The sequence below is a fragment of the Corynebacterium renale genome (genome assembly GCF_002563965.1).
Lineage (GTDB): Bacteria > Actinomycetota > Actinomycetes > Mycobacteriales > Mycobacteriaceae > Corynebacterium > Corynebacterium renale.
Genome location: NZ_PDJF01000001.1, coordinates 1,697,890 through 1,710,861, shown reverse-complemented (window position 1 = coordinate 1,710,861; position 12,972 = coordinate 1,697,890). Strand labels below are relative to the sequence as shown.

At 56.6% G+C, this 12,972-nt stretch carries 11 protein-coding genes; 3 read left to right on the top strand and 8 right to left on the bottom strand.

Annotated elements, in window-relative coordinates:
- Nucleotides 1–35: 35 nt before the first annotated feature.
- From ATK06_RS07990 to rimP, 7 genes are all read right to left on the bottom strand, one after another.
- A complete protein-coding gene (locus tag ATK06_RS07990) occupies nt 36–1,370 on the bottom strand; it encodes an MATE family efflux transporter (protein ID WP_048379241.1) in 1,335 nt (444 codons plus the stop codon).
- Nucleotides 1,370–2,371, bottom strand: coding sequence for a DHH family phosphoesterase (locus ATK06_RS07985; protein WP_098389153.1), 1,002 nt, complete (start codon nt 2,369–2,371; stop codon nt 1,370–1,372). The genes ATK06_RS07990 and ATK06_RS07985 overlap by 1 nt, the downstream gene beginning before the upstream one ends.
- Nucleotides 2,372–2,389: 18 nt before the next feature.
- Nucleotides 2,390–2,827, bottom strand: a complete 438-nt coding sequence (gene rbfA / locus ATK06_RS07980; RefSeq protein ID WP_048379649.1) for a 30S ribosome-binding factor RbfA — start codon at nt 2,825–2,827, stop codon at nt 2,390–2,392.
- Nucleotides 2,828–3,053: 226 nt separating this feature from the next.
- Nucleotides 3,054–5,852, bottom strand: a complete 2,799-nt coding sequence (infB, locus tag ATK06_RS07975; RefSeq protein ID WP_048379243.1) for a translation initiation factor IF-2 — start codon at nt 5,850–5,852, stop codon at nt 3,054–3,056.
- Nucleotides 5,853–5,981: 129 nt separating this feature from the next.
- On the bottom strand, nt 5,982–6,356 hold the full coding sequence (locus tag ATK06_RS07970; RefSeq protein WP_083985894.1) for a YlxR family protein: 375 nt from the start codon (nt 6,354–6,356) through the stop codon (nt 5,982–5,984).
- 144 nt (nt 6,357–6,500) lie between these two features.
- A complete protein-coding gene (nusA, locus tag ATK06_RS07965; RefSeq protein WP_048379245.1) occupies nt 6,501–7,559 on the bottom strand; it encodes a transcription termination factor NusA in 1,059 nt (352 codons plus the stop codon).
- A gap of 11 nt (nt 7,560–7,570) precedes the next feature.
- Nucleotides 7,571–8,155: a ribosome maturation factor RimP gene (gene rimP, locus ATK06_RS07960; RefSeq protein WP_048379246.1), complete on the bottom strand. Its 585-nt coding sequence runs from the start codon at nt 8,153–8,155 to the stop codon at nt 7,571–7,573.
- Between the two features lie 37 nt (nt 8,156–8,192).
- Between rimP and ATK06_RS07955 the strand changes: the two genes are divergently transcribed.
- Nucleotides 8,193–9,086 carry a hypothetical protein gene (locus ATK06_RS07955; protein WP_098389152.1) on the top strand — a complete coding sequence of 298 codons (894 nt, stop codon included), beginning with the start codon at nt 8,193–8,195 and terminating at the stop codon, nt 9,084–9,086.
- A gap of 81 nt (nt 9,087–9,167) precedes the next feature.
- Here the strand turns inward: ATK06_RS07955 and ATK06_RS07950 are convergent, their stop codons facing one another.
- The gene (locus ATK06_RS07950; protein ID WP_048379249.1) at nt 9,168–10,928 is read right to left on the bottom strand and encodes a proline--tRNA ligase; all 1,761 of its coding nucleotides are present in this window, start codon (nt 10,926–10,928) and stop codon (nt 9,168–9,170) included.
- Between the two features lie 31 nt (nt 10,929–10,959).
- Here ATK06_RS07950 and ATK06_RS07945 point away from each other — a divergent pair, with 31 nt between their 5' ends.
- Both ATK06_RS07945 and ATK06_RS07940 read left to right on the top strand, forming a co-directional pair.
- Nucleotides 10,960–11,688, top strand: coding sequence for a YaaA family protein (locus ATK06_RS07945; protein WP_098389151.1), 729 nt, complete (start codon nt 10,960–10,962; stop codon nt 11,686–11,688).
- A gap of 13 nt (nt 11,689–11,701) precedes the next feature.
- Nucleotides 11,702–12,955 (top strand): protein adenylyltransferase SelO family protein, encoded by a 1,254-nt coding sequence (locus ATK06_RS07940; RefSeq protein ID WP_048379251.1) that lies wholly within the window; start codon nt 11,702–11,704, stop codon nt 12,953–12,955.
- Nucleotides 12,956–12,972 lie beyond the last annotated feature (17 nt).

The window sequence follows — 12,972 nt, the reverse complement described above, 5'->3', positions numbered from 1 at the left end:
CTTCGATTTTCCATTAAACCGGGACTACATCTGTGTTATACCCTAGCCCACCGCATGGACCGGAAACGCCAGATAACTGCTCCTAACCGCAGAGCGATAAACGCCACCAAACCGCACCACACGCCCACGAGGCCGCCGTCAACAAGATACGAAATCCACACACCCGGCAAGAAACCGAATATGACGGCTCCGATGGAAATGGTGCGTAAAAACGCGGCGTCAGAGGCACCCAAGAGCACCCCGTCGAGCGCAAACACGACACCCCCCATAATGATCATCGCGATCATCAACCACCACGGCCCGTGAATCGCTTCCAGGACTGATTCATCAGGAGTGAAAAGCCGAGGTAGCGTGGAATTTCCCAATGCGAACAGGGCGCCAAGAATAGCTGCAAAGCCCAGCGAATACTGAACAACCTTCTTCCCCACCGCACGAGCTAGAGCCACAGTGCCACCACCAAGAGCTGCACCAGTCAAAGTCTGCGCTGCAATCGCCAACGAATCCAGCACCAAGGTAATGAAGTTCCACACTTGGATCATGATTTGGTGGGCAGCCAAAGACGCTGTACCAAAACGCGCAGCCACCGCCGCTGCCGACAGGAAAGCGATTTGGAAGGATAAAGAACGCACGATGAGGTCACGTCCCATAATCAGCTGTGACCAGATGACTTTACCTTTCGGAGCCCAACTCCCCTCATGCCTACGCAGAAGGGCGCCGAGGAATCCCACACAAATGATGCCCATCCCGATGACGTTCGCATATGCCGAACCGACGAAACCAAAGTGATTGACAAGCAATGGAACGAGCACAATCATCGGAAGCATTCCGCACAGCGTAAAAATCAACGGAGCGCGCGTGTTTTGTATACCGCGCATCCAGCCATTGCCCGCCATAATCATAAGCGTCAGCGGAATAGCGAAGGCAGATACGCGCATCCACGAAGAAGCTTCAGCTGCAACTTCCTCATTACCAGTGAGCCAGAGTGCGAACCTCGGTGCACCGAAAAGCATGATCGCCAGCAGCGTAAGCCCAACACCAACGGCTACCCACGTCGCCTGTACACCTTCAGCGACAGCCTCCTTTATCTTGCCTTGGCCGAACAATCGTGACGAACGGGCAGTCGTCCCATACGACAAGAATGTCAACTGGGTGGTGACAGTGGACTGAATGGTAGTCCCCGCAGACAAAGCCGCAAGTTCAAAACTTCCTAAACGGCCAACGACTGCAGTGTCGTATAACAAGTAGAGTGGTGTGGCCGCCAAAACGCCTAACGCAGGCACTGCGAGTGAAAAGATTTTCTTCGGAGTGACCTGCGAGTGCTCATTTTTATCGCGCGAGGATGATTGGGGATTTACTACGTTGTCCGACACTAGATTGCTTGATTACTTTCTTGCCACGCATGGACAGCGGAAACAATATCTTCGAGGACAGCCGTAGCCTGTCCCTCACGAACAGCTGCGGCAGCCTTAGCATGACCCCCGCCACCGAGAAGAGCTGCAAGGGCAGAAACATTGTAGGTGGCGCTTCTAAAAGACACCGACCACCGGTCCGCAGCGATTCCTTTCAACACCACACCGACGTCAGCGCCCCGGATAGAGTTTGCGTAATCGACGACTTTCTCCACAGCCGTCTTAGAGCGCCCGATCGTCAGCTCATGGGGCACAGTCAATACTGCTAGGCTCATGCGGTCGACTTGGAGAACATCAATGGTCTTCAAAACGTTCCCGATTAACTGGACGTCGGTTGCCGAGACGTCGTCGATAAGCTGCCCACTAATCGTGCGCGGATCGAGGCCGAATTCGAGGAACCTTGCTGCCAGGCGATGCATCTGCGGGCGCCCCCAACGGAAGTTACTGGTATCAGTAACCAGGCCTGCGTACAGGCTGTGGGCGATGTCTTTTGTGAGCTCGACACCAAGAATATCCAGGAGCTCCGTTACGATGACCGAAGTAGATTCTGACTCCGGAGAAATATAGTTCCACCTGCCAAAACCTGGATTGGTGTCATGATGGTCAATCACCGCAACCTTATCCCGATTTTCGTGTATGTACGGCGCTAGTCGGCCCGTGCGGGGAAGGTCCCCACAGTCCACCGTGACCACTAGATCCGGTTCTTCAGCAAACCGAGTAGCTAGAACTACTCGGTCCGCTCCCGGGATCGTGTAGAGGTTTTCGCTAAAACGGCTTTCTTGCCCGATGTAACCCGTAACTTTTTTCCCTAAGGAACGTGCACCACGCACCAAACCAGTCACGGAACCTATCGCATCTGCGTCAGGACGAATATGGCCGATGACTGCAATCGTCGATGCGGCGGCAATGGCATGTGCGATGCTCTCTAAATCGCCACGGGTCGCGGTTATGGAACGGGACACTACGCAATCTCCACGGCGTTATTCATCTTCGTCAATCTTGTATGGATTTGCGTCACCAGCAGGGGTAGCGTTTTTCTTTTGCTCCGCTAACTGGGCGTCACGCTCACGGGCGCGTTGAAGAACTGCTTCGAGGCTTGCCGATGCCTCTGGCACCGTATCGATTTCAAAACTCAGAGTCGGCGTAAAACGCACCGAAAGTTCATCGCCAACGATCTTGCGCAACTGCCCCTTCACGCGCTCAAGACCTGCAGCCGCTGCCTCGTAGTCAGGTTCAGCGCCCACGCTGTCCCCCATTACGGTGTAGAAGACCGTCGCGTCATGGAGGTCGCCGGTCATGCGAGTATCAGTAATAGTTACTCCCGATACCCGCGGGTCACGGATTTCACGTTCGAGAGCGGTAGCAACGATCTGCTGAATACGTTTTGCCATGCGTGACGCACGCGAGTTGTCTGCCATCATGCACCTACTTTTCCATTGTGGTGTCGCCGCTGCCCTAAGGGCACTAATCCGGCCGAAAGATTGGCCAGTGGGACACTATGTTCAGAATCTCGGCCAGTATACCTGAGAGCCTGAGAGACCGGCGACCACGAACTGTCAATCACAGGCAAAGCCCAGGCCCGATAACAACCGGACCTGGGCTTTGAACCTCAATAAATCAAGGTGTTTGCACGACCAACGTGGTTTACTTGTCGCGCGGAACCTCTACCATCTCGTAGACCTCGATCTTGTCGTCAACCTGGATGTCTGGGTACGAGAGGACCATACCGCATTCATAGCCATGGTTGACCTCGGTGACGTCGTCCTTCTCACGACGCAGCGAGGTAATTGTTGCGTCCTCAGTCACGACGTTGCCATCACGGATGAGGCGGGCCTTAGCATTGCGGCGCACCTTGCCGGTTTCAACCATGCAACCCGCGATAAGGCCGACTGCGGAGGCCTTGAAGATAGCACGGATTTCGGCGGTACCCACTTGACGCTCTTCGTAAATTGGCTTCAGCATGCCCTTGAGAGCAGCCTCAACCTCTTCGATTGCCTTGTAGATAACCGTGTAGTAGCGAATATCTACGCCTTCAGCATTTGCCTCTTCCGTTGCCTTGCCTTCGGAACGAACGTTGAAGGCGATAATCACGGCGTCGGAAGCGGCAGCCAGGGTGACGTTCGTCTGGGTCACAGCACCGACGCCGCGGTCAATGATGTTGACCTGGACTTCGTCGTCAACCTCAATCTTGAGCAACGCATCTTCCAGGGCTTCGACAGAACCAGCGTTGTCGCCCTTGAGGATGAGGTTGAGGGTGGACTGTTCCTTCAGCACCTCGTCCAGGTTCTCTAGGGAGACGCGCTTGCGTGCGCGAGCAGCCTCTGCAGAACGACGACGTGCGTCACGCTGGTTAGCGATCTGACGTGCCACACGGTCGTCTTCGACCACCAAGAGGTTATCGCCGGCGCCGGGGACACCATTGAGACCCTGCATCTGGACCGGGCGGGATGGTCCTGCTTCTTCGACATCGTTGCCGTATTCGTCGACCATGCGACGTACGCGACCATACGTATCGCCGACGACGATCGAATCGCCGACGCGCAGCGTACCGCGCTGAACGATGATGGACGCGACCGGACCACGACCGCGGTCCAAGTGAGCTTCAATGGAAACGCCCTGCGCATCCATGTCAGGGTTAGCGCGCAGATCCAGAGCTGCATCGGCGGTCAGGCAGACGGCCTCAAGCAGCTGATCAATGTTGGTGCCCTGCTTTGCGGAGATGTCCACGAACATGGTGTCGCCACCATATTCTTCTGGAACCAGCCCGTATTCGGTGAGCTGGCCACGAATCTTCTCCGGAGAGGCATCTGGCTTATCGATCTTGTTGACCGCCACCACGATTGGGACGTCGGCAGCCTTAGCGTGGTTAATAGCTTCGACGGTCTGTGGCATCACGCCATCGTCGGCAGCGACAATCAAAATTGCGATATCCGTAGACTTCGCGCCACGGGCACGCATTGCGGTGAAGGCCTCGTGACCTGGGGTATCCAGGAACGTGATTGTGCGATCGCGACCATCGACTTCAACGTCCACCTGGTATGCGCCGATGCCCTGGGTGATACCTCCGTGCTCGCGACGGCCAACGTTTGCATTGCGGATAGTATCCAGCAGGCGCGTCTTACCGTGGTCGACGTGACCCATCACGGTCACGACTGGTGGACGCTTGGCAAGGTCTTCCTCCCCACCTTCGTCCTCACCGAACTGCAGGTCGAAGGATTCGAGGAGCTCGCGGTCCTCGTCCTCAGGAGAGACAACCTGGACCACATAATTCATTTCAGCGCCGAGCAACTGCAGGGTTTCTTCAGAAACCGAAGCAGTTGCAGTGACCATCTCACCAAGGTTAAACAACGCCTGTACCAGCGACGATGCGTCGGTGCCGATCTTTTCAGCAAAGTCAGACAGCGATGCACCGCGACGCAGACGCAAGGTTGCGCCGCCGCCATCTGGCAATGCAACGCCACCAATAACGTTTGGCGCCTTCATTGCCTCGTATTCGTTACGCTTCTGACGTTTCGACTTACGTCCACGCCGTGGCGCGCCTCCTGGACGGCCGAATGCACCGGCGGTACCACCGCGACGGCCTCCACGGCCTCCACGGAATCCGCCGCCTGCGCCTGGACCACCAGAGCGACCGCCCTGACCGCCACCGCGACGGCCACCACGCCCTGCGGAGGCTGCCTTTGCCGGCATCTGTCCTGGGCTCGGATGCGAAGGCATCATTGCGGGTGACGGACGACGACCTCCCTGGGAGCTCTGCGAAGAACTACCCTGGCCGCCCTGGCGCTGCGCACCGGAGCGTTGCTGGTTGCCGCGTGTTCCACCCGGCCGTGGCATTGCAGAGCGCCCTTCTCCGCGGGAGCCGCCAGGACGAGGAGCAGGTCGCTCGGAGCTACCGGACGAAAATGGGTTGTTAGCAACCTTCGGTGCACGACCGCCTGGCTTCGGGCCTGGCTTCGGCATCGACTTCGGCGTTGGACGTCCTGCTCCTGGTTTGGGTGCCGGCTTGGCTTCGCTGGTGGCTCCCGCTGCAGGCTTTTTGGCTGCAGGCTTAGGTGCAGCCTTCTCCGTCTTAGCGGTGGGCTTGGGGGCACCTGGTTTAGCTGCGCCTGGTTTCGGCGCAGTTGACTTAGCGGCAGGTTTAGCTGCGCCTGGCTTCGGCGCACCGGGCTTCGGCGCGGCCTTTGCAGCTGGTTTTGGAGCCGAAGGCTTAGCCTGCGACTTTTCCGCTGGGTTCTTTTTCTCTGCAGGCTTGTCAACCGGCTTTTCTTCTACCGGGCCATGCTCTTCCTCATACAGTGCCCGCATCTTGCGGATTACTGGAGGCTCGATGGTTGACGATGCCGTTTTAACAAACTCGCCTTGTTCTTCAAGCTTTGCTAAAAGCTGTTTGCTTGTCACGCCGAGCTGCTTGGCAAGCTCGTGGACTCGTAGCTTTCCGGACACTTTTCTCCTCTTAGTTCGTGCTAGAGGCCTCGGATAAAAGTGTCCAGAGGCCCCTAGACAGTGTTGGTGACGTTCATTGTTGATGACTCATCATTTGCTCATCAACGATCGTTTTCCTGGTTATTCATGTCAGTTCCGATCCTGTCTTCCTTGTGCTTCTTCTACACCGGCACGTGTGGTGGGGTGTAGAGAGTGTGCAGCAAGATAGTCGTGCACATGACTTGTATCTAGTGGGCCGTGAACTCGCAGCGCTCGCTGAATGGCTTTGCGCTGAATAGCGAGCTCCAATGTCGCGAGATTTGGAGTAATCCACGCTCCCCGCCCAGGCTTGACGCCCTTGGGATCTGCAAGGATGCGACCGGTTTCCCCTGGTTCACTGACCAAGCGAAGTAGTTCACTCCTTGGAGCGGTAGTACGTGTGGCTATACAGGTGCGCTGAGGAAGAGTACGAGCACTCTTCGGTGCGTTAATCACCTGGGGCAAACTGCTCCACCACTTTCGCATTCTTCAAAATACTTCTGACATTAGGCCGCCTAACAGTCTACGCCATGCCTAGAAAAAATGGAATTAGCGGGACATTACCCATAAAAGTGTTGGGTAATATCCCGCGAAAGCCACTCCCCGCCACGGCGAAGTGGCCTACCTACTTTATTGCGCCGCGATGTCGTCCTCTGGGGCGTCGGAAGAGTAGTTTTCCGCTGCATCCATCTGTTCAGCATCAGAGTGAATGTCAATCTTCCAACCCGTGAGGCGGGCAGCGAGGCGAGCATTCTGCCCTTCCTTGCCAATGGCCAAAGAGAGTTGGTAATCAGGTACTACAACTCGTGCTTCCTGAGCCTCCTCATCGAGGATATCGACACGGACCACCTTGGACGGGGATAGTGCGTTAGCCACATAAACGGAGGGGTCGTCGGAATAATCGATGATGTCGATCTTCTCTCCGTTAAGTTCCTCCATAATCGCCCGTACACGCTGGCCGCGTGGACCAATGCACGCGCCCTTGGCGTTCAAGCCCTTTGCGCGCGGCACCACTGCGACCTTAGAACGGTGGCCTGCTTCACGAGCAATGTTGATGATTTCCACCGAACCATCCACGATTTCTGGAACTTCGAGTTCGAACAGACCGCGGATCAACTCCGGGTGGGTCCGGGACACGTTGATTTGCAGGTTGCGTGGGGTGCGCTGCATGCCCACAACGTACGCTTTAACGCGATCGCCATGCTTGAGACGCTCACCAGGAATCTGCTCCGCAGGGAGCAAAATACCGTCTTGGGCTTCGATTTCAGTGCCGAGTTCCATCACAACGATGCCGCGCTGATTTGCACTGGCGTCACGCTGAACAATGCCGGAGACGACGGTGCCTTCTGTTGCCTGGTACTTGTCGTATGCCTGGCCTGCTTCAGCTGCCTGCATGGCCTTAACGATTGCGTCACGTACCGCCACGACTCCGATACGTGCGAAATTCCGAGGGGTGTCGTCATACTCGCCGATTACTTCGCCTTCGGCGTCATGTTCTTCGACAACGACACGGACTTCACCAGTCGTCTGATTAATGTCAATGCGTGCACCGGTGGGTTGCTCGTCGGAAAGCTCACGGTGCTCCTTGTACGCGTGAAGCAGTGCTGATCCAATTGTGTTGAGCAGCTCTGGAACGGAAATGCCCCGCTCTTTCTCAATGCTCTGCAACGCAGTCATGTCAATATTCACTTGTGCTCCTTTTAGAGAGTGTCGTGCCCTTCGCCCAACGGCAATGCGTTAGGGGCAAGTTCTTCGTACGGCTGGTGGGCAAGTTCCTTTTGGTTTTCAGGAACTTGCGCAAATTCCACTTCTACCACTGCGTTGCCCACATCCGCTAATCGCAGACGCCACAGCGATGGCTCTTTCTTTTCTTGGCCCACCAGAATGACGTTTTCTTCACCTTGATCAAGCTGGCCGATACGACCCTTGTGGGGCTTCTTGTCCGGAGAATCTGCAAGCGCAACCGTGACCAGCCTGCCGATATTGCGCCTCCAGTGACGCGGTTGCGTCAGGGGGTGGTCAATGCCCGGGGTGGAGACCTCAAGCTGGTAGCCAGCGCCGAGATTCAATTCGCGGCGTTCTTCGGCAGCGTCGAGGGCATCGGAAATCTCGTTGGAAACTACTTCCAAGAAATCCAAATCTGGCCGTTTATCAGCATCAAGGTAGATGCGAATCTGCGATTTCTTACCTGCGGGAACGGGTTTAATGCCTTCTATATCGAGCCCGTGACTCTCCACGATGGGCGCTATGACTCGGGAAATTTCGTCGCTCTGTGGGAATGCCATAGCCCTACCTTAGCTGGCTAACGGTAGGGTGAAGCAGGTGGTCTACATCAACCGAGAAAATGAAGTCGCCGCACTCAATCCGAGGACGCGTGGTCACGTGCGACGCGCCGCGGCTGCCGTTGTCATGACAACGGCAATCGGGATGACATTGAGCGGCTGTTCGCTCGCCGAACAATTTGGGCCGAAGCCGAACAAAGAGCTTGCCGCGTTGTACCAAGACGCGCGTAACGACGCAGAAGTATTCGCCCAAACGAACCCAGGCCTAGCAGGACTGCGGGCTGATCAAGCTGAAGAGTTGCACGCGGAAATTATCCGCGTCTGTGGCCTCCGCCAAGACGGTACAGTTCCTAAAACCTGTGATGATCACGCTATCGCTGACCAGGTTTCCAGTACGCCGATGACCCTAGAGCTGAGCGAAGATCCTAGTCCCTCTTATAGTTCAACGATCATCTCCGCCCCCGAGTCTTCCCGGGCTCTTTTGGTAGCCCAGGCCACGGATTACGCAGTACAGCAAGGGCGAGACGACGTCACAACTATCGCAGCTCAGGTCAAAAGCGATGAGGACGCTGCGAAGTCGCTGAACAATGAGAACGAACAGCAGATCCTCACCACTTTGGCGGAGTTTGAGGCTGGCGCTGTCTATGGGCTAGAGGCGTCGCAGGCGTTCGTAGGTGACGAAGCAGTCGCGGGCATCCTCGAGGATGCCCGTGCTCGTCTGGCTGCTCTGAATGCACTGTTGACCGTCCCAGTGGTTCCTGCAGCGTCCTATGAAGTCGCCGGCGAGCCACCGACCGATGACACCACAGGATGGGCATTCGTTCACCGCATTCAGGCGGAAGCCCAAAAAGCATGGACCGATGCAGCTACGAAAACTCAAGCCCCAGCGTTGCTCACGACGTACATCGCTGGCGCGGCCAATGCGCGTTCCTAAACGGAGGCCGCACAGAGCGTCATAGCGGAAAGTCCGGCGAGGTCAGCACAACCACACCGGACTTTCTACTCAATTCAGAAGCTATTTACCTGCAACGAGAGAAATCAGCGTTTCGGCTGCTTCCGCGACCGGTACGTGCTTGGTCTCTCCCCCACGGATGCGTAGCTCGATGGTGCCCTCGGCGTAGCCACGACCCAAGATTGCGATGAACGGCATGCCCAAGAGTTCGGCATCCTTGAACTTCACACCTGGGGAAACCTTCGGGCGATCGTCGTAAAGCACTTCGATGCCCTTGTCCGACAGCGTCTGCGCCAGCTCACCTGCGGCAGCTTGTGCTTCTGCGTCTTTGTTGGCGGCAACGACGTGCACCTTGTACGGAGCAATCTCGACGGGCCAACGCAGTCCCTTCTCATCGAGGTGCTGCTCGGCGACTGCTGCCAGAGCGCGGGATACACCGATGCCGTACGAGCCCATGGTGGGAACGGCGCGCTTGCCGTTTTCGTCAAGAATCTGGACGTCGAGGGCTTCGGTGTACTTCCGTCCCAGCTGGAAGATATGGCCAATCTCGATGCCCCGTTGCAAGGTCAGCGTACCGGATCCGTCTGGCGCCGGATCGCCTTCCTTGACCTCTGCAACTTCTACGTATCCGTCGATTTCGAAGTCGCGTCCCACAACCATGTTGGAGAGGTGGTGACCATCTTCGTCAGCACCGGTAACCCATGCGGTACCGGCAACGACGCGAGGATCAGCAAGCAGGCGCAATCCCGCCTTATGCACGCCACCAGGGCCGACATAACCGCGGACGAGGTCTGGGTGTGCGGCAAAGTCTGCGTCGGAGGCCATCTCTACCTCTGCTGGGGACAGAGCTTCCTCTAAGCGCTTGAGGTCAGCCTCGCGATCGCCAGGAAGAACAACACCGACGATTTCAGGCTCATCAACGCCAGGGGTCGTCAACTTAACCACCAGGCACTTGAGCGTATCTTCCAGGCGAACGGGATGGCCGTCAACCTGCAGCCCCGTTTCCTTTGCCCATTCCACCAGTGCATCCATGGTGTTTGCTTCCGGGGTCTTGTGCTTCTGCGCCTCGGGCTGGCCGTCGATAGCACGCTCCTCACCCGGAACGGTGACCACGGCTTCAACGTTCGCGGCGTATGTGCCATCGGTAGAGCGGACGAAAGTGTCCTCACCGTACTCGGAGACCGCGAGGAACTCCTCGGAAGCAGAACCGCCCATGGCCCCGGAAGTTGCCTTACAGATGACGTATTCCATACCCAAGCGGTCGAAGATGCGCTGGTATGCAGCACGGTGCTTCTGGTATGCCTCTTCCAGGCCAGCGTCATCCATATCGAAGGAGTAGGAATCCTTCATAACGAACTCTCGTCCACGCAGAATACCGGCGCGCGGGCGCGCTTCATCGCGGTACTTAGTCTGGATTTGGTACAGCGTAACCGGGAAATCCTTGTACGAGGTATAGAGATCCTTCACGGTTGCGGTAAACATTTCCTCGTGTGTTGGGCCGAGAAGCATATCGTTTTCGCGGCGGTCCTTGAGGCGGAACAGTTCGTTTCCGTATTCGTTCCAGCGGTTGGTCACCTCATATGGTTCGCGCGGAAGCAGTGCGGGAAAATGCAGTTCTTGGGCGCCGATGGCGTCCATTTCTTCGCGCACGATTGCTTCTACATTGCGGAGCGCTTTCAGGCCGAGGGGAAGCCAGGAGTAAATCCCCGGTGCCACTCGGCGGATGTAGCCAGCGCGAACGAGAAGCTTGTGGCTTGGAAGTTCCGCATCAGCGGGGTCTTCGCGCAGGGTGCGCAAGAATAATTCTGAGAGGCGAGTAATCATGTGCACTGACTTTACCCGTAGGCTATTTCCTATGTTGATTGTGCTGCCCCCTTCTGAGACAAAGTCCACCGGTGGGGATCATCCGCCGTTAAATCTCGCAGAGCTTTCCTTTCCTGAGTTAAATCCCATCCGGGAAGACATAGCACAGGACTTGGTCGCTCTCACAGGGCCCGACGCCCTGACTGCGCTTGGCATTTCCAAAAAACTCGCCGGCGAGGTGGAGCTCAACAACCAGCTATGGGAACAGCCGACAGCCCCCGCAATCACCCGGTACACCGGGGTGCTTTACGACGCCCTCCGGCCCCAAGACCTGACCTCACAACAGAGTTCATCGATCGCTATAGGCTCTGCTCTTTTTGGGGTCGTAGGTGCTCACGATATGATCCCCCACTACCGACTTTCCGGTGGGACGAAACTGCCTCGTCGTAATGACGCCGCCCCGGCGCCCACGATGAAGAAGCGGTGGGGTTCGGCTATCACCGAGGTCTTGGCTGATTATCCGGGCTTGATTGTGGATCTACGCTCAGGCACCTACCAAAATTTAGGAAAGTTGAAAGGCGCGACAACACTCCGGGTAGAAACTCCCGACGGCAAGGTGGTCAGCCACTTCAATAAGCACTACAAAGGCGTACTTACCCGGGAAGTCTGCCTGAGCGGTGAATCGCCAGAAAAGGCGGAGGATTTTTATGACCTCACACGCGAACTCGGGTTCGAAACCCAACTTTCTGGCACCACCATCACGATGACTGTCGAACGTTAGGCGCGGACTTTTTATGGCGCCACGTCTTGCACTCGATCACGACTTCGTTGCCGCTTTCCCCGAACTCTCGGTACGTACTAATCCGGAAGAACATCCGGAGCTTACGCCCGTCGTCATCAATGATTCATTGGCCACGGAACTAGGGCTGGACAGCGATTGGTTGAGGAGTCCAGAAGGTGCACAATTCCTAGCGGGGCACCTCACCGACACTTTCGCCACAGCATATGCCGGCCACCAGTTTGGTTCCTACTCCCCCATGCTAGGCGACGGCCGCGCCCTACTTTTGGGGCGTGTCTTTCCAAAATCTGCTGAAACTGGACCAAGTTGCGAGCTGATGTCCAAGGGCACTGGCCCCACCGCATTTTCTCGTCGCGGTGATGGACGGATGGTGTTGCGGCCAGCTTTGCGTGAGTACCTGGTCAGTGAAGCGTTGCACGCTTTGGGCATTCCTACCACGCGGTGTTTGGCTGTCCTCACGACTGGCTTAAAGGTGATGCGCCGCGAACTGGAACCGGGCGCGATCGTCGTGCGTGTTGCTCGGTCGCATGTGCGGGTGGGAACGTTCGAGTACGCCATTCGAACGCGGCAGGATTCAGATCTCGTCGACCGACTTATTGAATACTCCCGCAACGAGTTGTACCCCACAGCTACCAATGCCGAGGAGCTGTTTGGCCAAGTCTGCCAGCGCCAAGCTGCACTTGTGGCGTCATGGCTGCGTGTCGGGTTCGTTCACGGGGTGTTAAACACTGACAATATTTGCATTTCGGGCGAGACGATTGATTTCGGCCCGTGCGCTTTTGCAGATACGTACGATCCAGGGGCGGTATTCAGTTCCATCGACACCCATGGTCGGTACGCGCTTGGAAATCAGGTTCCAGCTATGCAATGGAACCTCGCCCGTTGGGCCGAAACGCTCCTGCCACGCATTGGCGTCGATACTGCACAGGAAATATTGCACGACTTTCCTACAGCTGTGCGGTCTGCGTTAGGCAGTGATGCCGCTTTGCTGGACCGCATTGCTGGCACCGACACGGATCTTCTTAGCTATCGGCGTGCCCATAATAGCCCCCATACGCCATGGTTCATTCCACGCAATTGGCAGCTTGAACATGCCCTCAACCAAGCGTTTGCGGGTGACATGACTGAATACATGCGCCTCTACCGTGCAGTGACGCACCCATACGATTGGCACGATGAATTCGCAGATTTAGCTTCCCCGGTAGAAGCGGAGGGCAATCAGCCGTTTATTACTTTTTGCGGCACATAAAAGAAAGACTCACCCAG